Origin of the sequence: Bacteroides faecis (genome assembly GCF_020091505.1) — a bacterium.
Lineage (GTDB): Bacteria > Bacteroidota > Bacteroidia > Bacteroidales > Bacteroidaceae > Bacteroides > Bacteroides faecis.
Map to the genome: position 1 here is coordinate 1 of NZ_CP081916.1, position 21,835 is coordinate 21,835.

At 44.2% G+C, this 21,835-nt stretch carries 17 protein-coding genes; 8 read left to right on the top strand and 9 right to left on the bottom strand.

What is annotated here, in order from left to right:
- A complete protein-coding gene (gene dnaA, locus K6V30_RS00435) occupies nt 1-1,410 on the top strand; it encodes a chromosomal replication initiator protein DnaA (RefSeq protein ID WP_010539379.1) in 1,410 nt (469 codons plus the stop codon).
- A gap of 102 nt (nt 1,411-1,512) precedes the next feature.
- Here the strand turns inward: dnaA and K6V30_RS00440 are convergent, their stop codons facing one another.
- The gene (locus K6V30_RS00440; RefSeq protein WP_010539380.1) at nt 1,513-2,253 is read right to left on the bottom strand and encodes an NADPH-dependent oxidoreductase; all 741 of its coding nucleotides are present in this window, start codon (nt 2,251-2,253) and stop codon (nt 1,513-1,515) included.
- A gap of 285 nt (nt 2,254-2,538) precedes the next feature.
- Between K6V30_RS00440 and K6V30_RS00445 the strand changes: the two genes are divergently transcribed.
- From K6V30_RS00445 to folB, 5 genes are all read left to right on the top strand, one after another.
- Nucleotides 2,539-5,076 carry an adenosylcobalamin-dependent ribonucleoside-diphosphate reductase gene (locus K6V30_RS00445; RefSeq protein ID WP_055271532.1) on the top strand — a complete coding sequence of 846 codons (2,538 nt, stop codon included), beginning with the start codon at nt 2,539-2,541 and terminating at the stop codon, nt 5,074-5,076.
- 131 nt (nt 5,077-5,207) lie between these two features.
- Nucleotides 5,208-7,889, top strand: a complete 2,682-nt coding sequence (locus K6V30_RS00450; RefSeq protein WP_010539382.1) for a 4-alpha-glucanotransferase — start codon at nt 5,208-5,210, stop codon at nt 7,887-7,889.
- A 274-nt stretch (nt 7,890-8,163) separates the two neighbouring features.
- Nucleotides 8,164-9,177, top strand: a complete 1,014-nt coding sequence (locus K6V30_RS00455) for an acyltransferase family protein (RefSeq protein ID WP_010539383.1) — start codon at nt 8,164-8,166, stop codon at nt 9,175-9,177.
- A 94-nt stretch (nt 9,178-9,271) separates the two neighbouring features.
- A complete protein-coding gene (locus K6V30_RS00460; protein WP_055271534.1) occupies nt 9,272-10,243 on the top strand; it encodes a glycosyltransferase family 4 protein in 972 nt (323 codons plus the stop codon).
- An 82-nt stretch (nt 10,244-10,325) separates the two neighbouring features.
- Nucleotides 10,326-10,694, top strand: coding sequence for a dihydroneopterin aldolase (gene folB / locus K6V30_RS00465; protein ID WP_022302028.1), 369 nt, complete (start codon nt 10,326-10,328; stop codon nt 10,692-10,694).
- Nucleotides 10,695-11,079: 385 nt separating this feature from the next.
- Here folB and K6V30_RS00470 read toward each other — a convergent pair whose 3' ends face one another.
- From K6V30_RS00470 to mtaB, 4 genes are read right to left on the bottom strand one after another with little or no spacing between them, the layout of a single operon-like run.
- The gene (locus K6V30_RS00470) at nt 11,080-11,604 is read right to left on the bottom strand and encodes a methylglyoxal synthase (protein ID WP_010539386.1); all 525 of its coding nucleotides are present in this window, start codon (nt 11,602-11,604) and stop codon (nt 11,080-11,082) included.
- 4 nt (nt 11,605-11,608) lie between these two features.
- Nucleotides 11,609-12,637, bottom strand: a complete 1,029-nt coding sequence (locus tag K6V30_RS00475) for a glycosyltransferase family 2 protein (RefSeq protein WP_081030962.1) — start codon at nt 12,635-12,637, stop codon at nt 11,609-11,611.
- Between the two features lie 2 nt (nt 12,638-12,639).
- Nucleotides 12,640-13,533, bottom strand: coding sequence for a lysophospholipid acyltransferase family protein (locus tag K6V30_RS00480; RefSeq protein WP_055271542.1), 894 nt, complete (start codon nt 13,531-13,533; stop codon nt 12,640-12,642).
- Complete coding sequence (gene mtaB, locus K6V30_RS00485) at nt 13,523-14,854, bottom strand: tRNA (N(6)-L-threonylcarbamoyladenosine(37)-C(2))-methylthiotransferase MtaB (RefSeq protein ID WP_055271539.1); 1,332 nt, start codon at nt 14,852-14,854, stop codon at nt 13,523-13,525. Before mtaB ends, K6V30_RS00480 begins: the two co-directional genes overlap by 11 nt.
- A gap of 109 nt (nt 14,855-14,963) precedes the next feature.
- Between mtaB and K6V30_RS00490 the strand changes: the two genes are divergently transcribed.
- Both K6V30_RS00490 and K6V30_RS00495 read left to right on the top strand, forming a co-directional pair.
- A complete protein-coding gene (locus tag K6V30_RS00490; protein ID WP_055271540.1) occupies nt 14,964-16,637 on the top strand; it encodes a long-chain fatty acid--CoA ligase in 1,674 nt (557 codons plus the stop codon).
- A 159-nt stretch (nt 16,638-16,796) separates the two neighbouring features.
- On the top strand, nt 16,797-17,018 hold the full coding sequence (locus K6V30_RS00495; RefSeq protein ID WP_008763944.1) for a hypothetical protein: 222 nt from the start codon (nt 16,797-16,799) through the stop codon (nt 17,016-17,018).
- A gap of 114 nt (nt 17,019-17,132) precedes the next feature.
- Here K6V30_RS00495 and K6V30_RS00500 read toward each other — a convergent pair whose 3' ends face one another.
- The 4 genes from K6V30_RS00500 to K6V30_RS00515 form a co-directional block, all read right to left on the bottom strand.
- On the bottom strand, nt 17,133-18,053 hold the full coding sequence (locus K6V30_RS00500; protein WP_029425709.1) for a sugar phosphate isomerase/epimerase family protein: 921 nt from the start codon (nt 18,051-18,053) through the stop codon (nt 17,133-17,135).
- Between the two features lie 138 nt (nt 18,054-18,191).
- Nucleotides 18,192-19,064, bottom strand: a complete 873-nt coding sequence (locus K6V30_RS00505; protein ID WP_055269526.1) for a 3-keto-disaccharide hydrolase — start codon at nt 19,062-19,064, stop codon at nt 18,192-18,194.
- Between the two features lie 52 nt (nt 19,065-19,116).
- Nucleotides 19,117-20,592, bottom strand: a complete 1,476-nt coding sequence (locus K6V30_RS00510) for a Gfo/Idh/MocA family protein (RefSeq protein ID WP_010539392.1) — start codon at nt 20,590-20,592, stop codon at nt 19,117-19,119.
- Nucleotides 20,593-20,599: 7 nt separating this feature from the next.
- On the bottom strand, nt 20,600-21,718 hold the full coding sequence (locus K6V30_RS00515; RefSeq protein WP_022301592.1) for a Gfo/Idh/MocA family protein: 1,119 nt from the start codon (nt 21,716-21,718) through the stop codon (nt 20,600-20,602).
- Nucleotides 21,719-21,835: the final 117 nt, after the last annotated feature.

Here is a 21,835-nt window from a genome sequence, read left to right on the forward strand (position 1 = left end):
ATGATTGAATCAAATCATGTTGTACTTTGGAACCGCTGTCTCGAAGTGATTAAAGACAATGTTCCAGAGACGACATATAATACTTGGTTTGCTCCGATTGTTCCATTAAAATATGAGGACAAAACATTGATCGTACAGATCCCGAGCCAGTTTTTCTATGAAATACTGGAAGAGAAATTCGTGGATTTGCTACGAAAGACATTGTACAAAGCTATTGGCGAAGGCACCAAGTTGATGTATAACGTCATGGTCGACAAGACTTCGATTCCGAATCAAACCGTGAATCTCGAAGCAAGCAATCGTTCTACAGCTGTTACCCCTAAAAGTATCACCAACGGCAACAAGGCGCCCAGCTTTCTGAAAGCTCCGGCTGTTCAGGATTTAGACCCGCACTTGAATCCGAATTACAATTTCGAGAACTTTATAGAAGGATACAGCAACAAACTTTCAAGAAGCGTAGCAGAAGCGGTTGCGCAAAATCCAGCAGGTACTGCCTTCAATCCATTGTTCCTCTACGGAGCATCCGGAGTGGGGAAAACACACCTGGCAAACGCGATCGGTACTAAAATTAAAGAATTATATACCGATAAAAGAGTACTGTATGTTTCGGCGCATCTGTTTCAAGTGCAATATACAGACTCTGTACGTAACAACACGACTAACGACTTTATCAACTTCTACCAAACGATTGATGTATTAATCATTGATGATATTCAGGAATTTGCCGGAGTAACAAAAACTCAAAATACATTCTTCCATATCTTCAATCACTTACATCAAAACGGAAAGCAGCTTATACTGACTTCTGACCGTGCTCCGGTATTATTGCAGGGAATGGAAGAACGTCTGTTAACGCGCTTTAAATGGGGAATGGTGGCGGAACTGGAAAAACCGACTGTCGAACTCCGCAAAAACATTTTGCGGAACAAAATACACCGCGACGGTCTACAATTCCCACCGGAAGTGATCGACTATATCGCTGAAAATGTAAATGAGAGTGTACGTGACCTGGAAGGTATCGTTATCGCCATTATGGCACGTTCTACTATTTTCAATAAAGAAATAGACCTGGATTTAGCCCAACATATTGTACACGGCGTAGTTCACAACGAAACAAAAGCAGTAACCATTGACGATATTCTGAAAGTTGTATGCAAACACTTTGACCTGGAAGCTTCGGCTATTCACACCAAATCCAGAAAAAGAGAAGTGGTTCAGGCACGTCAGATTGCAATGTATCTGGCTAAAAATTATACGGACTTCTCGACTTCGAAGATCGGTAAGTTCATTGGCAACAAAGACCATGCAACAGTACTGCATGCCTGCAAAACCGTGAAAGGTCAACTGGAAGTAGACAAGAGTTTCCAGGCTGAAGTACAGGAAATAGAATCACTACTGAAGAAGAAATAATTCAAGTATCAGGTATTAAGTATCAGGTATTAACCGTAGCTGCATAAAGCAAAGCGGAGCAATCCGCATGGATAATACCTGATACTTAATACCTAATACTTATTATAAGAATCCTTGCTGACGAAGCACTTTCAGTAAATTCTCAGACATAAATTCATTATCTTTCTTTGTATAACGTACATCCGTAAATACCTGAGCCAAAGTTTCTTTCTTGTTTTCTTCTATAAACTGTTTATTTTCCGGTAACGACTCCTTGTACTCATACAGGCGGTCTATGTCCTCGGGAGTATAATCATGATAGACTTCCTGATGCACGGCAGCTTCCAGAGGTAAACGATCTACCTGTACCGGAGTACCATCCGGATAACCTACTGTGATAGTCGTAATAGGAAACACCAGTTCAGGCAATTGAAGCGTATCGATAATCATTTGCGGATTGTAAGTAGTCGTGCCCAGATAGCAAATCCCCAATCCTGCTTCTTCTGCCAAGGTACAGAAAGTCTGCGCCACCAATAAAGTATCCATTGACGCATTCATAAAAGACATTAAATTATCGTAGCCCGGAACAGCGTTTCGCTGCTCACACCATCTACTAAAGCGACGAAAATCGGCACAAAAAGTGAGCACGACAGGCGCTCCTTTTACCATCGGCTGATTAAAATGAGCGGGAGAAAGTTTCTCTTTCATCTCCGCATCACGGGTCACAATAACACTATAAAGTTGCATCCCTCCCATCGTAGAAGCACGGAAAGAGGTTTCGAGCAAATCATTTAACAAATCAGGAGCAATATCTTTCTGCAAGTATTTCCTGACTGTCCTTCTGTTCTTTACGGTCTCAAACATATCTTTTTTTTGCAAAGATATAAAAAGAAATATTATTTCGCTATATCCAATGAAAGATTCTAATTTTCTTTTTGGAAAACTTAAAGCCGTGAACAAAACACAAATTCAACTGTTAATCAATTACTTAACAATAACAAACGGAAAACTTAAAGTCTGTTGATAAAATGTTTCATTTTTATTTTGATAGATGAAAAAACATTCTTAGCTTTGCAACCACATTTGTTAGTGATAAGTAAACTTCTACACATTACTTATTAAATAATAAAATCTAAGACACATTGGATCGTGGAAAAACAAATTTATTCTTATGACGAAGCCTTCGAAGAATCTTTACGATATTTCCAAGGCGACGAGCTTGCTGCAAGGGTTTGGGTAAACAAGTATGCAGTAAAGGATTCTTTCGGAAACATCTATGAAAAATCCCCGGAAGACATGCATTGGAGAATTGCCAATGAAGTAGCGCGTATCGAAGCAAAGTATCCGAATGCATTGACAGCCAAGGAACTGTACGATCTGCTGGATCACTTTAAGTACATCGTTCCACAGGGAAGCCCGATGACGGGTATCGGTAATGACTATCAGGTCGCTTCACTATCCAACTGCTTCGTAATCGGAGTAGACGGCGCAGCAGACTCTTATGGCGCTATCATCAAAATAGACGAAGAGCAGGTACAGCTCATGAAAAGACGTGGAGGAGTAGGTCACGACTTATCTCATATCCGTCCGAAAGGTTCTCCCGTTAAAAATTCAGCACTGACTTCTACCGGTCTCGTTCCGTTCATGGAGCGTTTTTCCAACTCTACCCGCGAAGTTGCCCAGGACGGTCGCCGCGGTGCATTGATGTTGAGTGTGTCTATCAAACATCCGGATTCGGAAGCTTTCATCGATGCCAAGATGACGGAAGGTAAAGTAACCGGAGCCAATGTTTCCGTCAAACTGGACGATGCTTTCATGCAGGCTGCCGTTGAAGGGAAACCTTATATACAACAATATCCGATCGATTCGGAAAATCCGACTGTCACTAAAGAAATAGATGCTTCCACGCTATGGAAGAAGATTGTGCATAACGCATGGAAATCAGCAGAGCCCGGTGTCCTGTTCTGGGATACCATCATCCGTGAGTCTGTGCCCGATTGCTACGCAGACCTAGGTTACAAGACGGTATCGACCAATCCATGCGGCGAGATTCCATTGTGTCCTTATGACTCATGCCGTCTGCTGGCCATCAACCTGTATTCTTATGTAGTAAATCCGTTCAAGCCGGATGCCTATTTCGATTTCGATCTATTCCACAAACACGTGGCTTTAGCTCAGCGCATCATGGACGATATCATCGACCTTGAACTGGAGAAGATCGAACGGATCATGAATAAGATCAACGCCGATCCTGAAAACGAAGAAGTGAAACGTGCCGAACGTGTATTGTGGGAAAAAATCTACAAGAAGAGCGCTCAAGGCCGTCGTACGGGTGTAGGTATCACTGCGGAAGGCGATATGCTTGCTGCTTTGGGATTGCGTTACGGAACGGAAGAAGCGACCGAATTCTCAGAGAAAGTACACAAAACAGTTGCTCTCGGTGCCTATCGCTCTTCTGTTGAAATGGCTAAAGAACGTGGTGCTTTCGAAATATACAGCAACGAACGCGAACAGAACAACCCGTTCATTCAGCGTCTGGCCGAAGCTGATCCGGAACTGTATGCAGAAATGAAGAAATACGGTCGTCGTAATATTGCCTGTCTGACGATTGCTCCTACAGGAACAACCAGTCTGATGACACAGACGACTTCCGGTATTGAACCGGTTTTCCTGCCTGTTTACAAGCGTAGAAGAAAAGTAAATCCGAATGATACGAACGTACATGTTGACTTTGTTGACGAGACAGGCGACGCATTCGAAGAATATATCGTATTCCACCACAAGTTCGTGACTTGGATGGAAGCTAACGGATACGATCCCGCCAAACGTTATACTCAGGAAGAAATTGATGAATTGGTAGCCAAGTCACCTTATTATAAAGCTACTTCCAATGATGTAGACTGGTTGATGAAAGTGAAGATGCAGGGAAGAATCCAGAAATGGGTGGACCACTCTATCAGCGTAACCATCAATCTTCCGAACGATGTAGACGAAGACCTTGTCAACCGCTTATATGTGGAAGCATGGAAATCCGGCTGCAAAGGATGTACGGTATACCGCGACGGTTCACGTTCGGGAGTCTTGATTTCAACCAAATCGGAAAAGAAAGCCGAACTTCCTCCTTGCAAACCGCCTACGGTAGTGGAGACACGCCCAAGAGTACTGGAAGCTGACGTGGTCCGTTTCCAGAACAACAAAGAAAAGTGGGTGGCCTTCGTAGGACTGCTGGACGGACATCCTTACGAGATATTCACCGGTTTGCAGGATGACGATGAAGGTATCTTGCTGCCGAAGAGCGTGACTACCGGACGTATCATCAAGAATGTAGACGAAGACGGAACCAAGCGTTATGACTTCCAGTTCGAAAACAAACGCGGATATAAGACAACTATCGAAGGCTTGTCAGAGAAGTTCAACAAAGAATACTGGAACTATGCGAAGCTGATCTCCGGCGTACTCCGTTACCGGATGCCGATTGAACAGGTGATCAAACTGGTAGGTTCTCTGCAACTGAACAGTGAAAGTATCAATACTTGGAAAAACGGTGTAGAACGTGCATTGAAGAAATATATCCAGGACGGAACGGAAGCCAAAGGGAAGAAATGTCCGAATTGCGGCAATGAAACTTTGGTCTATCAGGAAGGCTGTCTGATCTGTACCACTTGTGGTGCTTCCAGATGCGGTTAACATCGGTCGTATGTTAATTAATATATAAACAAAAGATTAAAAGGAGTCCGAAAACGGCTCCTTTTATTTTTTATCCAAAAAAATGTCTTATACTTGCATAGTCATTAGTATCCAATCAAAATCTAATATATATGACTGTATCATTTAATATCGAATATCGTACCAGTTGGGGAGAAGAAGTCAGGATTGCCGGGCTACTGCCGGAATCCGTCCCCATGCATACCACAGACGGCATATACTGGACGGCAGACGTGGAACTGGAAGTTCCCAAAGAAGGAATGACCATCAATTACAGCTACCAGATAGAACAAAACCAACTCATCATCCGTAAAGAATGGGACAGTTTTCCAAGACGCCTCTTTTTATCCGGTGTCTCTAAAAAGAAGTATCAGATCAAAGACTGCTGGAAAAATATCCCCGAGCAAGTCTACTTCTACAGTTCCGCCTTTACGGAAGCCTTACTAGCTCATCCCGACAGAGCGGAGGTTCCTCCCTGCCATAAAAAAGGGCTGGTGATCAAGGCATACGCCCCACGCATCAACAAAGACTACTGCCTGGCTATCTGCGGAAACCAGAAAGCATTAGGAAACTGGGACCCGGACAAAGCTATCCCTATGAGCGACGCAAACTTTCCGGAATGGCAGATCGAACTGGATGCAAGTAAGCTGAAATTCCCGCTGGAATACAAGTTCATACTCTATCATAAAGAAGAAAAGAAAGCGGACTGCTGGGAAAACAATCCCAACCGTTATCTTGCCGACCCGGAGTTAAAAACAAATGAGACATTGGTCATCTCCGACCGATATGCTTATTTCGATATTCCAGTCTGGAAGGGAGCCGGTATAGCGATTCCTGTTTTTTCACTGAAGTCAGAGAAAAGTTTCGGAGTAGGAGACTTCGGAGACTTGAAACGTATGATTGACTGGGCCGTAAGTACCCAACAAAAGGTAATACAGATATTACCGATCAATGATACTACCATGACTCATGCATGGACCGATTCTTATCCTTACAACAGTATTTCCATTTATGCTTTCCATCCGATGTATGCGGATATAAAGCAGATGGGGACATTAAAAGATAAGGCAGCCTCAGCCAAGTTCAATCAAAGACAGAAAGAACTTAACAGTCTGCCGGCGATTGATTATGAAGCTGTCAATCAAACCAAATGGGAGTACTTCCGCCTGATCTTCAAGCAGGAAGGAAAAAAAGTATTGGCTTCCAAAGAGTTTGGAGAATTCTTTGAAGCCAACAAGGAATGGCTACAGCCTTATGCGGTTTTCAGTTATTTGCGCGACGCCTTCCAGACGCCTAATTTCCGCGAATGGCCCAGACATGCTGTTTATAATGCTCAAGATATAGAGAAGATGTGTCAGCCGGAATCTGTAGATTATCCGCATATCGCACTCTATTTTTATATTCAGTTTCATCTGCACCTGCAACTGGTAGCCGCTACGAAATATGCCCGCGAACACGGTGTCGCACTCAAAGGAGATATTCCGATCGGTATCAGCCGCAATAGTGTGGAAGCATGGACAGAACCGCATTACTTCAACCTCAACGGACAAGCGGGCGCCCCTCCCGACGACTTCTCTGTAAACGGACAAAATTGGGGATTTCCTACCTACAACTGGGACGTTATGGAAAAGGATGGTTATCGTTGGTGGATGAAGCGTTTTCAGAAAATGGCGGAATACTTCGATGCATACCGGATTGACCATATTCTTGGTTTCTTCCGTATTTGGGAAATCCCGATGCATGCCGTGCATGGATTGCTGGGACAGTTCGTTCCCTCCATCCCTATGAGTAAGGAAGAAATCGAAAGTTACGGCCTTCCCTTCCGGGAGGAATATCTGATGCCCTATATTCATGAATCCTTTCTCGGACAGATATTCGGCCCGCATACCGATTATGTGAAACAAACATTTCTCAGTCCTTCCGAGACATCCGGTGTCTATCACATGAAACCGGAATTCGAAACTCAACGGAAGGTGGAAAGCTTCTTTGCAGGAAAGAATGATGAAAACAGTATCTGGATTCGGGATGGGCTGTATACATTGATCAGTGATGTCCTGTTCGTGCCGGATACAAAGGAAAAAGATAAATATCATCCCCGCATCGGAATACAACGCGACTTTATTTTCCGTTCACTTAGTGAGCAGGAACAGAATGCATTTAACAAGTTATACGATCAGTATTATTACCATCGCCACAATGAATTCTGGCGCCAGCAGGCTATGAAGAAGTTGCCACAACTGACACAATCGACACGCATGCTGGTTTGCGGAGAAGATTTAGGAATGATTCCGGACTGCGTTCCATCCGTCATGAATGACCTTCGTATCCTCAGTCTGGAGATTCAGCGGATGCCTAAGAATCCGATGCACGAGTTCGGATATTTAAATGAATATCCATATCGGTCTGTCTGCACTATCTCCACTCATGACATGTCAACTTTGCGCGGCTGGTGGGAAGAAGATTATTTGCAGACACAGCGTTATTATAACACGATGCTTGGACATTACGGAACTGCACCGACAGTTGCCACTCCCGAATTGTGCGAAGAGATAGTACGCAATCATCTGAAAAGCAATTCCATTCTTTGTATTTTGTCACTGCAAGACTGGTTGAGTATTGACGGTAAATGGAGAAATCCGAATGTCCAGGAAGAACGGATTAATGTACCATCCAATCCGCGCAATTATTGGCGTTACCGGATGCATCTTACTTTGGAGCAGTTGATGAAAGCAAAAGGACTCAATGATAAGATACGAGAGTTGATAAAATACACCGGAAGGGCTCCTAAGAAATAAAGAGAGAAGTTCCACTGTCTGTAGAAAGAATCAAAAAACAGAATCAACGATTCATGATGATGATATTTTCAGGCGCGGATGACGCGGATGAACACGGTTTTGATAGTCTATCTCTTAAAACCGTGTCTATCCGTGTCGTCCGTGCCTGAAAAAAATCAGATGAGCATTTTGCCACATCCCTTTCTCTTCCATAAGACGATTGTTTATTTCCCTTCATTCCTCTTTTTCCAATTATTCAAGTATCTTTGCAGCGCAGAAACGCAAAGCAAGATAAATGACAGATAATCAGAATCAGCGTATGGATTTTGTAGACTTAACCAAGGGAGTCTGCATTATTCTGGTAGTGATGGCGCATATCGGAGGCGCTTTCGACCAGCTTGACAAGCATTCTATGTTATCCTGCTTCCGTATGCCTCTCTACTTCTTTATCTCAGGAATTTTCTTCAAGCCTTACGAGGGATTATCCGGTTTCACTGTCAGAAAGATAAATAAGTTAATCATTCCCTTTATCTTCTTTTATGTCAGCGCCTTCCTGCTAAAATATATTGTCTGGAAAATCGCACCGGGGACTTTCCACCTACCCGTATCGTGGAAAGAATTACTGTTTGTCTTTCACGGACACGACCTTATCAAGTTCAATCCCCCCATCTGGTTTTTGCTGGCTCTGTTCAATTGCAATATCCTGTTCTATCTGATTCACTATCTGCGTGAAAGGCATTTACCCCTTATGTTTGCAGCGACTATACTGACCGGATGTACGGGATTCTTTTTAGGCAAACTGCACATAGAACTTCCTCTATATATAGATGTTGCGATGACTGCCCTCCCCTTCTATGCGGCAGGTTTCTGGATTCGCCGGTATAATTTCTTCCTGTTTCCCAGCCATCGGTTCGACAAGACGATCCCTGTGTTTGTTCTGCTGGCATTGGTCGTGATGTACTTCACCGCTACCACACCGGGAATGCGAACCAACAATTACCCCGGAAACATATTTCAGGTATACACCGCTGCCTTTGCCGGAATCTTTATGATTATGCTGATCTGTAAGAAAATAAAAAGAATGAGCATCGTTTCTTATCTGGGACGATACTCCATAATCACGCTCAGCATTCATGGTCCGATTATACATTTTGTAAGCCCGGTGGTTTCGCACTATATCCATAATGGCTGGGCAGAAGCAAGCGTACTGCTCCTGCTGACACTCGCCATTTGTGTTCTCTTTACTCCTATCCTGCTTAAGATTATTCCACAGCTGGTAGCACAGAAGGATTTATTAAAAGTCAAATAATAAAACATAGTACAAGCCAAAGTTTTATTAACTCTAAGTTCAATTATCAAATAAATTACTACTTTTGCTCCAAAGAACTATAGATCAAAAACAAATGAATATTACAATTGTCTTAGGAGATAAGATTCCATCAATAAAATACGGCGGAACTCAAAGAGTAATGTGGTATCTGGGCAAGGAACTGGATAAACGCGGACACAAAGTTACCTTCATCGCAGGAAAAGGCTCTTATTGTCCTTTTGCAAAAGTAATAGAACTCGATCCTGCCGGAAACTTAAATGCCCAAATCCCCGCAGATACGGACCTCGTGCATTTCAACATTCCCGTTCCCGATGGAATTACCAAGCCACACCTACTGACCATCCACGGCAATGGAATCCCTGCCAATGCAGACCGGAACATTGTTTTTGTCTCACGCAACCATGCGCAAAGACTTGGAAGTGAATCATTCGTATACAACGGACTGGACTGGGACGATTATGGCCCCGCCAATCTCACCCTCTCCAGAAAGAACTATCACTTTCTGGGCAAAGCAGCCTGGAAGGTCAAAAACATGAAAGGAGCCATCGCCGTCGTCGAAAGTATAAAAAATGCACAGCTGGACGTTTTAGGCGGTTATCGCCTTAACCTCAAAATGGGCTTCCGCTTTACGTGGAATCCACGAATTCACTTTCATGGAATGGTAGACGATTCGAAGAAAAAAGGATTTATTGAACAATCGAAAGGACTGATCTTCCCCGTCACATGGCACGAACCTTTCGGCCTGGCTATAACAGAATCTCTCTATTTCGGAGCTCCCGTCTTCGGCACTCCCTACGGGGCACTGCCCGAACTTGTTCCACCGGAAGTAGGTTTTCTCACTACTCACAGACAGGAAATGGCGGAACATATACAGTCAGCACAGTATTCTCCGAAAGTCTGCCACGAATATGCCAGAGATTTATTCAATTCAAGCGTAATGGCAGAAGCCTATTTAAAGAAATATGAAACGGTACTGAACGGCGAACCTTTGAATAAAGAGGTTCCCCATGTCATAGACATCGCACGACGTCTGCCATGGGACTAAAACCCGCATTCACCTAACATGGTTGATGACTAGATTCTCACAGATAAAGCCATACCTTTACTTTTTTATAAAATAAAAAGACATGAAGATAAACAACAGCTATATTTTGCTGAAAGACATCTGCTGCTTCGCCTATCATGGAGTAGCGCCACAAGAGAATATCATTGGAAATGAATATCTTATCAATCTGAGATTGAAGGTAGATATCAGCCAGGCTATCCAAACAGACAATGTATCGGATACAGTCAGCTATGCCGACATACACGAAGCTGTGAAAGCGGAAATGTCCGTCTCCTCCAAATTGCTGGAACATGTATGCGGACGAATAGCCCAAAGACTGCTCACAGAATTTCCTGCTATCGAAGAAATAGAACTTCGCCTTTCCAAACGGAATCCACCGATGGGGGCAGATATAGACTCAGCCGGTGTAGAACTGCATTGCAGCAGATAATCACGATTACCTATAATTGAACCGCCTGTGTCAATCTGGCGGAACGATTGTGCCAACTTGATAGAACAACTGTGACAACCTATGGGAATGGTTGTGCCAACCCATAGGGAACGGTTGTGCCAAGCGCTTGGCACAGTTGTGACACCGCGATGGCACAGTTGTGCCAAAGGCGTGGCACGAGCAAGGCATCAGCGACCTTCTCTGCCCTCCTATATAGGGGGATTCTCATCTACGATAATAGCGATCGGAAGGACACACTTTATTAAAGGACAGCAAGTCCCGAGCTGCGCTTACTTTCCAGAAGATCAGGTCCATATACAAGAAGGCTGCCTCAAAACAATGAAGCAGCCTTGCACTATAAGTATGATTTCAGTCTACAAGCGACCTATCTCTTTTTTCTTTTTCTTTTATTCACCGATTCTACCGCCTCCGTTACCACGGATTTATTTTCGAACCTCTTCGTATAGCCGGAATAGTCCGGATGAATACGTTCATAATCGGGGTCCATAAACAGAGGGCTGGAAATGATATGATCCGCAGTAGAACGATTACAGCAGAAAACTATATTTTCAACACCTGCCAGACGGGTTAACGCTTTTACATCCGTATCATGCGGCTGCAGTGTCATAGGGTCAGTGAAAAAGAAAAGATAATCAATCTGACCGTCCACAATACGCGATCCCATCTGCTGGTCACCGCCCAAAGGACCCGATTTCAGAATAGTAAAATCCCATTCCACTTCAGGATGCTTCTCCTTCAGTGCTTCCAGAATCAGAGTACCCGTCGTACCTGTACAGTAGAATTTATTTCCCATCAACAGTTCCGAGTTCCACAGTACCCATTCGATAAGGTCTTTTTTCATAGCATCATGCGCTACCAGCCCGATGCCTCTTCTTACTTTTGATTCCATTTTGTTATCCTTTTAAATCCGACAATTGAGAGAATCTTTTGCACCCTCCCACATAAAACTGCCACAAGATACTACTTTTTATCCGTTCAGGGATTGGATTCAAAGAAGTTTTTCGCAAGTTATCTTTACGGGAAGAAGAAAATGAAGGACAAATCTGCCTATACTCTTTCCGGGCGCGCATCACCGCACGGGCGTTGTCCAACTGTCCCTTCAGCAGAAATGTGAATGCTGCCACATAATCGAGACAAGCCCGGATACGCATCACTTTATTTAACTCTTCATCCGGAAGATTCTTATAGAGCATGACAAGATTATTACGAAAATTCAGAAAAGTCTTACGGGGATTCTCCTTTTTAAGAGTTGCCCCGCCGACATGATAGACCGTACTCTGAGGAATGCAAACTATTTTCCGACCACGGGAACGCAACCGCCAGCATAAATCAATCTCTTCCATGTGAGCAAAGAAACGTCCGTCCAGTCCTCCTGCTTCACGATAATCTGCAAGGCGGATAAACAGGGCGGCCCCCGTCGCCCAGAAAACCGGAAGGATTGTGTCATACTGCCCCTCGTCTTTCTCAACAACTTCCATCACGCGCCCGCGACAGAAGGGATAGCCGTACTTATCAATAAATCCTCCGGCTGCTCCGGCATATTCAAAATACTCTTTTTGCCGCTGGCTTCGGATCTTCGGCTGACAGGCGGCTACCTCCGGATGAGCATCCAAATAGGAGATCATCGGTTCGAGCCAATGTTCCGTCACTTCAACATCGGAGTTCAGAAGTACCACATATTCCGCTTCGACCTGCTGCAAAGCCAGATTATATCCATCCGCAAAGCCATGATTCTGATCGAGCACAATGATTCTGACACAAGGAAATTCTTCCCGGAGTATCTCCACAGAAGCATCCGTAGAGCCATTGTCGGCTACACAGACTTCTACTTGCCCGCTCTTCGAATAGCGGACCACAGACGGAAGAAAAGTACGAAGCATATCGCGCCCGTTCCAATTCAGAATAACTACCGATACTTTCATCATCACCCCCTTTCACATTCAGCTTTAGAAGCTTTCCAACGTTTATGTGACCACAGCCAATAAGCCGGCTCCCTGCGAATCGTCTGTTCCAGGTAATTGGCAAACATTTCCGTGATTTCTCCTTCGCTTGTTTCCTTCGGCTTTTCTGTCATCAACTTAAATTCAGCTATGCAATACCCCCTGCCGGGTTTTGTCAGGTCACAATAGAACACAGGGAAGTTCATCATCTTCGCGATACGCTCCGCCCCATTCAGAAAGGCGGTTTCCTGACCCAGAAAGGTCGTCCAGTATTTTTCATTCCCGCTGGGCCACTGATCCGTAATCAAGCCGACTACCATCTTTTTGCCTTCGCGCTTCAACTTGATAATTTCGCGTGCCGTCGAATGTTTCGGAATGTTATATCCTCCGAAACGGGAACGGATACGTTGGAATAACTCGTTCAGATACTTATCTTTCAAAGGTTTATAGACCTGTACCGGTACATCTCCCGGCTTCATGATCGCTCCCATCCCGATCAGCCATTCATAGTTGGCATAATGAGGAATCATCACAATGATTCCGCCGTATTTCTCGGTCAGTTCCAGATATTGTTCCGTATTCTTATAGGTCATCCGCTGATAAAGGTCCTCGGGTGACATGTGGAGCATTTTCAAGTCTTCGAGCATATAGTCCGAAAGGTAACGGTAGAAACGACGTTCTATCTGCAATCTTTTCTCCTTGCTTTTCTCGGGAAAAGACTTCTTCAGATTCTCCCGCACTACTTTCCGCCGATACCTTCCTACACGATACATCAACAGGTAGTTAAAATCCGAAAGTATGTACAACATGCGGAAGGGAAGCGCCGAAAACAGCCACATCCCGCTATATACCAGCCAATAAATAAATCTAGACTTCATCATTCATCAGAATTGTGCCTTTAAGCGCTGTCATCTCTTCATTAAATTCTCCCAGCCGAACGTTAATCATCTGATTATCCAATGATTCATCATTCTCTACTTCCACCCGGATATAGTTGGCGGTAAACCCGTGCATGGGGGTACCCGCTTTCGATTTTTCCATCAATACCTCCATGGTCTGCCCGATATGACGGGCATAAAAAGCCTGCGTCTTTTCATCCGAAAGCGCCAGTAGCCGCTGGCTACGCTGATGTTTTTCTTCCGGCGAAACTACATAATCTATCTTCAAAGCCTGTGTGCCCGGACGTTCGGAGTAACTGAACACATGCAACTGTGTCACATCCAATCCGGAAATGAACTGATAAGCCTGTTCAAAATACGCTTCCGTCTCTCCGCGCGTACCTACTATTACATCGACCCCGATAAAAGCATCGGGCATCACTTCCTTGATTTTCTTTATTTTAGAAGCGAAGAGGGCTGTATCATAACGACGGCGCATCAACTTCAGCACTTCATCGCAACCTGACTGCAAGGGAATATGGAAATGGGGCATAAATCTACGGGAACGGGAAACAAACTCGATGATTTCATCGGTCAGCAAATTAGGTTCGATGGAGGAAATACGGTAGCGTTCAATGCCTTCCACCTGATCCAGTGCTTTCACCAGATCAAAAAAAGTTTCGCCGGAAGTCTTACCGAAGTCTCCGATATTCACTCCAGTCAGCACTATTTCTTTTCCACCTTCGGCAGCAGCCTGTTCCGCCTGCTCCACCATAGAGGCAATGGTACCGTTACGACTGCGTCCACGGGCAAAAGGAATGGTGCAATAGGAACAGAAATAATCGCATCCGTCTTGTACTTTCAGGAAGAAACGGGTACGGTCGCCACGTGAACACGAAGGTGAAAACGAACGGATATCTTTGGTGGTAGTAGTAAATGCCTCTCCCTCTTCATGCTTATGAAGGTCACCCAAATACTGAAGCAAGTCTCCTTTTTGCTCGGCACCCAGCACTACATCTACTCCTTTTATCTTTGCCACGTCACCGGGTTTCAACTGTGCATAGCAGCCGGTCACTACCACAAAAGCTCCGGGATGCTGCTTTACCAAACGGTGAATAGCCTGACGGCATTTCTTATCTGCCATCTCCGTCACCGAACAGGTATTTACCACACAGATATCTGCTTTTTCCCCTTTACGTGCAGTCCGGACTCCTGCCTCCCGCAGGATTTTTCCGATAGTTGAAGTCTCTGAAAAGTTCAATTTGCAGCCTAACGTATAATAAACGGCTGTCTTATTTTGAAATACAGTGGTATCTATCATAATCTGTTATAACGCATATTTCCTGCAAAGTTACACATTATTATTAGTAAAACACTTTAGGATACGAAAGTTTATTCCTATTTTTGCACAATTCACTAAAAAACGTGCAATGATTAAAGAGAATTTCATTAAACTATACGAAAATAGTTTTCGGGAAAATTGGGATTTACCTTGCTATACCGATTATGGTGAATCCGTTCATTATACTTATGGCCAGGTAGCCGAAGAAATCGCCCGCATACACCTGCTTTTCAAATATTGCAGCCTGCGAAGAGGAGATAAAATAGCCGTTATCGGCAAAAACAATGCCCATTGGTGTATCGCCTATATGGCAACCATCACCTACGGAGCCATCATCGTCCCTATTCTACAGGACTTTACGCCCAACGATGTGCACCACATCGTCAATCATTCCGAATCCGTCTTCCTGTTTACCAGCGACAATATCTGGGAAAACCTGGAAGAAGAAAAGCTGACCGGACTGCGCGGAGTCTTTTCGCTCACCGACTTCCGCTGTCTTTATCAGCGGGATGGAGAAACCATCCAGAAGTTTCTGGTACACCTCAACGATGAAATGCACGCTGCATATCCGAAAGGATTCACGCGCGAAGACGTCCAATACACGACGTTGTCCAATGACAAGGTTATGCTGCTGAACTACACATCGGGAACCACCGGTTTTAGTAAAGGTGTAATGCTGACAGGCAACAATCTTGCCGGCAATGTCACTTTCGGCATCCGTACCGAGTTACTTAAAAAGGGAGATAAAGTACTTTCTTTTCTGCCGTTGGCACATGCCTACGGTTGTGCCTTCGACTTCCTGACCGCAACCGCCGTCGGAACTCATGTCACCCTGCTCGGTAAAACGCCTTCTCCCAAAATTATCATGAAGGCTTTTGAAGAAGTCAAGCCGAACCTGATCATCACAGTTCCGCTGGTGATCGAGAAAATATATAAGAATGTCATCCAGCCACTCATAAATAAAAAAGGTATGAAGTGGGCACTAAGTATTCCTTTGCTCGACACCCAGATTTACAATCAGATACGCAAAAAACTGATAGATGCCCTGGGCGGTCGTTTCAAGGAAATCATTATCGGAGGCGCTGCCATGAATCAGGAAGTGGAAGAGTTTTTCTACAAAATAAAATTCCCTTTCACCATCGGTTATGGTATGACTGAATGCGGACCGCTGATCAGCTATGCCCCCTGGAATGAATTTGTATTGGGATCTTCAGGCAAAGTACTGGATATTATGGAGGCACGCATTTACAAGGAAAACCCGGAAGCGGAAACCGGAGAAATTCAAGTACGCGGTGAAAACGTGATGGTAGGGTATTACAAGAATCCGGAAGCCACACAGGAAGTATTCACCGAAGACGGATGGCTGCGCACCGGCGACCTCGGCACGATGGATGCCAGCGGAAATATCTTCATCCGCGGACGACTTAAGAGCATGATCCTGAGTTCGAGCGGACAGAATATCTTCCCCGAAGAACTGGAAGCCAAACTCAACAACCTGCCATTTATCCTTGAAAGCCTCGTTATCGAACGTAACAAGAAGCTGGTAGCACTGGTTTATGCAGATTACGAAGCATTGGACTCCCTCGGACTGAACAACCCGGATAACCTGAAAACCATTATGGATGAGAATCTGAAAAACTTAAATAATAATGTAGCTGCTTATGAGAAAGTAAGCAAGATTCAGCTTTATCCCACGGAATTTGAGAAGACCCCGAAAAGAAGCATCAAAAGGTATCTATATAACAGTATAGCTGTCGATTAGTATGTTTTAAAACATGGAATAAAGGCGTAATATAACAAGCTTCTAAAAAAAAATATAAAAATAGTTGGCTTTTCGAGAACAACGTATTGAAAAAGTACATAACTTTGCAGCGTTTTAATAAAGCAATTGATTGTATTACGTTTTTAAAAAGCAAAGAAAATGAAAAAATTAGTTTTGATGGCCGTAGCTATCGTAGCAGTATCATTCGCATCTTGTGGTAACAAAGCAGCTGACGCAGCAAAAGCTCAACAAGATTCTATCCGCATCGCTGACTCAATTGCAGCTGTAGAAGCAGCAGCAGCTGAAGCAGAACAAGCAGCAGCTCAGGCAGCTGACTCTTTGAATGCAGATAGCACTGCAACTGAAGCTGTAGCTGAATAATTCAGAACAGCCTAGAGAGAATTGAAAGTCTGACATGCTAAAGCATGCACAGACTTTTTTTTATGCCTTATCTCAAGCAACAAAGCTATTGCTGGAGATTCCGAAGATCAATCCTTATTTAGCGTATGAGCTTTTCACAAAGGGAGCATCCAGCAAATAATCCAGACTTACCTCGACACTTTTCTCCACAGGCATGCTGTAGCTTTCTATCTCTGCAACAAGATGCTTCACACCAGCCGTCTTTGCATTCTTGAAAATAGCGTCGAAACCAACCATTCCGCTCTGTCCGATTTCTCTGTGATCTTTGATATGGAACATTTTAAAACGACCGGGGTATTTATTAAAATAATCGACCGGACTGTTTTGCCCGCGAACTACCCAATAAACATCCATCTGGAAGAAAACATATTCAGGATTGGTATGCTCAATCATGTAATCATACATCACTTTATCTTCTACCTTCTGAAATTCATGAGCATGATTATGGTATCCGAACGACATCCCCTGCTGTTTGCAACGTTTGCCTATTTCATTGTAATAAGCACAATATGTATCCAACTCCTTAAGTGTTTTAGGCACATCCATCCAAGGAGCTACAATGTAACTCATACCGGCAGCTTTATGATCAGCAATACACTGGTCCCACCATTGAAGTGAACTTGAAAAATCACCGGAAGCTAATTCTTCTTTCGACAATCCTCTTGTGCAATGTGAGGATAAAACCTTCAGTCCGGCAGATTCAACATCTTTTTTAAATTGACCGGGAGTTCTGTCGTAAAACTTTCCATTATTATAATTGGCGGCTTCCACACTGGTATATCCCATTTTCGCCAAGTTCTTCAGAAGAGTAATATAAGCGGCGTCACATTTACCATCCTTATTGTCTACCTTATTCAATATATCTCTGACAGAATAGAGTTGAATCGCTACTTCTTTTTTAGCTTTTGCTTTCGCTTTTGTTTTAGACTGTGCCATGGCTGTAAACGGAATCATTAAAAGAAGAGCCAACGCACATAAATTTATTTGGAGTTTCATGTTTGTAGATAAAGGGGTTCAAGTATTAAAATGAAAAGGCTGTGTCAGAAGTTCGTCGGGCATATCATTCTGTCATTCAGAACTAAACGCCAGTTGATTTTACTTTCAACACAGCCTCTCTTTGAATTATTTACGCGATCAGTCCAAAACTTTCACGCGGATATTGCGGAACCAAACATCGTCACCGTGATCCTGCATTCCGATAAATCCTTCATGGTTTTCACCACCGCAGTTATTCAGCAGTTCGAAAGCCAGCGGCCATTTGTCTTCGCTGAATTTGCTGGCCTGCAACATATCAGTCCATTGTTTTGTCCACAGGTGATATTCAAGAACATTCTCGTCATTCTGTCCGTGAACAACAGTGCCTTTGTAAACCATGATCTTAGCCTTGTTCCATTCGCCGGAAGGTTTCGCATTCTGGGGAACAGCCGGAATCATGTCATACAAAGAAGCCGACTGACGGTTATTGTCCTTACCCAGTTTGGCATCCGGATGATTGTCATTGTCCAATACCTGATATTCGGGAGCGGAGATATAGATCGGTTCGAGTACATCGTTACCATCCTTGTCCTTGGAAGTCACTTCCTGAGCCAGATAGAAGATACCGGAGTTACCGCCCTTGGAAATCTTCCATTCCATTTCCAGTTCGAAGTTCTTGAATTTGTGAGCGAAGATCAAATCTCCGCCGTCACCGTCCTGCGCTTCACCGCCGCCGGAACCGTTGAACTTGATACAGCCGTCCTCGATAGTCCACTTGGAAGGCACTCTGTCCTTACCGTAACCACGCCATCCGTTGAATGTTTTTCCGTCAAAGATGGTGATGTAACCATCCGCATCTACCGGCAATTGCAGGCTGTCCGTCTCTGCCGCTTTTAATGATTTTGAATATGACAATGCTACTTCGTTTGCCGACTGCTCTTCCTGAGCTGTTCCGGCTTTCTTCTGACCACCGCAGGAAACCAGAACTCCCGCTGCAAGACAACAAGCTAATGGATAAAATACTTTCTTCATAATAATTGCTATTTATTTTTTAATCTTTAATTCCTAACTTACTTTTATCGTGTTATCGTGGCATATCGGGCAGTCTCCAGCCTTCACGATAATTATGTTTCACCAGTTCGGCTGCGAATTGTTTCGCGTTGATCGGATCTGTCCAGGTCTTGTTGAAGGACGGGTGACCGTCATGAATCGTAAATCCGTCTTTGATACAGGTTCTGAGTGTTTCATTATCACCGATATTAGTGAAGCACATGTTGGCGCCGTCCCATTCCAGTGTCTTGTTCAAGCCTTGCAGACGGATAGCCAATACACCCATTACTACCATTTCGTTCATCGGTCCCGATTCGGAGAAATCCGCTTTCGGCATCACGCGGTTGGATTTGTCTTCCTTGCAAGCACGTACCCAGTCCATTTCATGGGAACATTTGACACGGCGGCATACTTTCGGTGCGTTGGGCACACGGCCTGACAACAAGAAAGGTTGTTCTCCGTAGCAGCCGCAAATCAATGTGTCCTTTGTTCCGTGGAAAATGGTCAGACCGCCACCGGGGCCCATCAGCTGTTTTCCTTCCGGGAAACCTTTCGGACGTTCCGGCATCATACCGCCGTCATACCAGTGTACCTCAACTTCCGGCAAGGCAACTTTCGGCATATTGTCGCGGGCGGGGAAAATCATTTTCACATGCTGGGCCTGAGGAGCGCAGGCACTCAGTAATAATGTAGAAGAACCTTCCACTTTGGTAGGATAACCCAGTTTCAGAGCTCTGAACGGCTGATGCAGGATATGGCAGGCCATATCACCCAATGCACCTGTACCGTAATCCCACCATCCGCGCCAGTTCCAGGGATGATAAACGTTGTTGTACGGATTCAGTTTGGCAGGTCCGGTGAAAAGATCCCAGTTCAATGTGTTGGGGATGCGGTCCGCCTTTTCGGGTGCATTCAGTCCTTGCGGCCAGATAGGACGGTCGGTGGCGCATTCCACTTTAGTCACTTCACCGATTTCTCCATTCCAGATCCATTCGCAAACAAGGTCGGTACCTTCGCCTGATGCTCCCTGGTTACCCATCTGGGTTACTACTCCGGTGGAAGCGGCAAGTCTGGTCAGCAGACGGGATTCATATACGGAGTGTGTCAGCGGTTTCTGGCAATATACATGTTTGCCCATTGTCATGGCGTCTGCCGTGATAATGGCGTGAGTATGGTCGGCAGTGGCAATGATGACACCGTCAATGGATTTGCCCATTTCGTCGTACATCTTGCGGTAGTCCCAGTATTTCTTAGCTTTGGGGAACTCGTCGAATACGCCTTTGGCATATTTCCAGTCCACATCACAGAGGGCTACGATGTTTTCGGTGCCCTTCACATTGTTGATGTTGGCGTGTCCCATACCTCCGATACCTACGGCTGCGAGGTTCAGTTTGTCGGTTGGTGAAACGTGCCCGTGGCTCATACCTAAGATAGAGCTGGGAGCAATGGTGATGCCTGCTAAAGCGGCGGCTCCCGTTTTAAGGAATTTTCTTCTTGAAAAGTCTGACATGGTTTTATTATTTTAAGGAGTTAGTTATTTGTGGTGGATTACTATGTAGCAACCCATATCCATTTTTCATGTTTTTTCTGCGTTCGCGTATCTGCTCAAGAGTCTGTAAATTACCGATAGCCGGCAAATCATTCATACGCGCATCCTGTAAGAATTTCCACGCATATTCGGATGCGATAGTCGAATCGTACATTAACGGCAGACGGGGATTTCGTTTACCGGTCAACACTGAATCAGCAAACAAATCGCACAGTACATCAATATTCTTCCCACCAAAAGGTTTTTCCACACGAAGTGTCTGATGCACTCCATGTAAATCAACAACAGCGGTTTTGAAGTCATGCGTCATACGCACAATACCTTCTGTACCTATAATATCTACATAAGAATTATGTGTCTGATCTTTGGATAGCTGCCCATAGACAAAGCCTTGCGTGATATCAAAGACTATACCATTTTGAAAAGTTCCGTGACATTGTACCCACCAAGGGTCTTTGTAATTCCACATGTTCACGCCTTGGGCATTCCATGTTCTATATTCACTTTCAGCGTACCAGCGGACAATATCAACATAATGCATTCCGCAATCGTGGAAAGCCGGTCCTTCATACTCATGCCCTTCACCCGGTGCCAGTCCCGGAGTCATGTGGCAGATACGGATGATAGCCAACTCCCCAATTTCTCCCTTTTGAATATATTCCTTCATCAAATTATGATACCAGGAGTTTCGCAGATATAAATTCACCGTAGAAAGTACATTTGAATTCTCTATCATATCTACTACTTTCCACTCTTTTTCCATTGTATCTGCAACGGGTTTTTCCGCAATGATATGCTTTCCGTATCGAATAGCCTTTTCTATTTGTTCAAGTCTTGAGTCTGCTAATGTGAAGAGTCCGACAACCTGTATACTCTCGTCTTCAAAAATTCTCTGATCATTATCTATTACACGAGATTCGGGAGATAATTTCTTTGCCAGTTCGCGTGTTGTAGGGTCCGTATCACAAATATAGGCAATCTCCCATCGCCCACTCTTTCGCATCGCCTCCCAATAGAATCTTCCCATTCTACCGAAACCGATTATTCCTACCTTTATTTTTGTGTCTAGTGAAAATTGTGTATTCATAAAACATGGCGAATTTAAGTACAAACAATATATAAGATACCGATTTTCATCCGTTCGCAAATTGTCTGAAAACCGATATCGCAAAACTAGCCAAATAAATAACGCTTTATGGAGTCT

Coding starts and splice junctions, on each gene's coding strand:
- dnaA (WP_010539379.1), top strand. CDS start 1: ATGATTGAATCAAATCATGTTGTACTTTGGAACCGCTGTCTCGAAGTG.
- K6V30_RS00500 (WP_029425709.1), bottom strand. CDS start 18,053: ATGAAACTCCAAATAAATTTATGTGCGTTGGCTCTTCTTTTAATGATT.
- K6V30_RS00450 (WP_010539382.1), top strand. CDS start 5,208: ATGACTGTATCATTTAATATCGAATATCGTACCAGTTGGGGAGAAGAA.
- K6V30_RS00455 (WP_010539383.1), top strand. CDS start 8,164: ATGACAGATAATCAGAATCAGCGTATGGATTTTGTAGACTTAACCAAG.
- folB (WP_022302028.1), top strand. CDS start 10,326: ATGAAGATAAACAACAGCTATATTTTGCTGAAAGACATCTGCTGCTTC.
- K6V30_RS00440 (WP_010539380.1), bottom strand. CDS start 2,253: ATGTTTGAGACCGTAAAGAACAGAAGGACAGTCAGGAAATACTTGCAG.
- K6V30_RS00470 (WP_010539386.1), bottom strand. CDS start 11,604: ATGGAATCAAAAGTAAGAAGAGGCATCGGGCTGGTAGCGCATGATGCT.
- mtaB (WP_055271539.1), bottom strand. CDS start 14,854: ATGATAGATACCACTGTATTTCAAAATAAGACAGCCGTTTATTATACG.
- K6V30_RS00495 (WP_008763944.1), top strand. CDS start 16,797: ATGAAAAAATTAGTTTTGATGGCCGTAGCTATCGTAGCAGTATCATTC.
- K6V30_RS00505 (WP_055269526.1), bottom strand. CDS start 19,064: ATGAAGAAAGTATTTTATCCATTAGCTTGTTGTCTTGCAGCGGGAGTT.
- K6V30_RS00475 (WP_081030962.1), bottom strand. CDS start 12,637: ATGAAAGTATCGGTAGTTATTCTGAATTGGAACGGGCGCGATATGCTT.
- K6V30_RS00515 (WP_022301592.1), bottom strand. CDS start 21,718: ATGAATACACAATTTTCACTAGACACAAAAATAAAGGTAGGAATAATC.
- K6V30_RS00490 (WP_055271540.1), top strand. CDS start 14,964: ATGATTAAAGAGAATTTCATTAAACTATACGAAAATAGTTTTCGGGAA.
- K6V30_RS00510 (WP_010539392.1), bottom strand. CDS start 20,592: ATGTCAGACTTTTCAAGAAGAAAATTCCTTAAAACGGGAGCCGCCGCT.
- K6V30_RS00460 (WP_055271534.1), top strand. CDS start 9,272: ATGAATATTACAATTGTCTTAGGAGATAAGATTCCATCAATAAAATAC.
- K6V30_RS00480 (WP_055271542.1), bottom strand. CDS start 13,533: ATGAAGTCTAGATTTATTTATTGGCTGGTATATAGCGGGATGTGGCTG.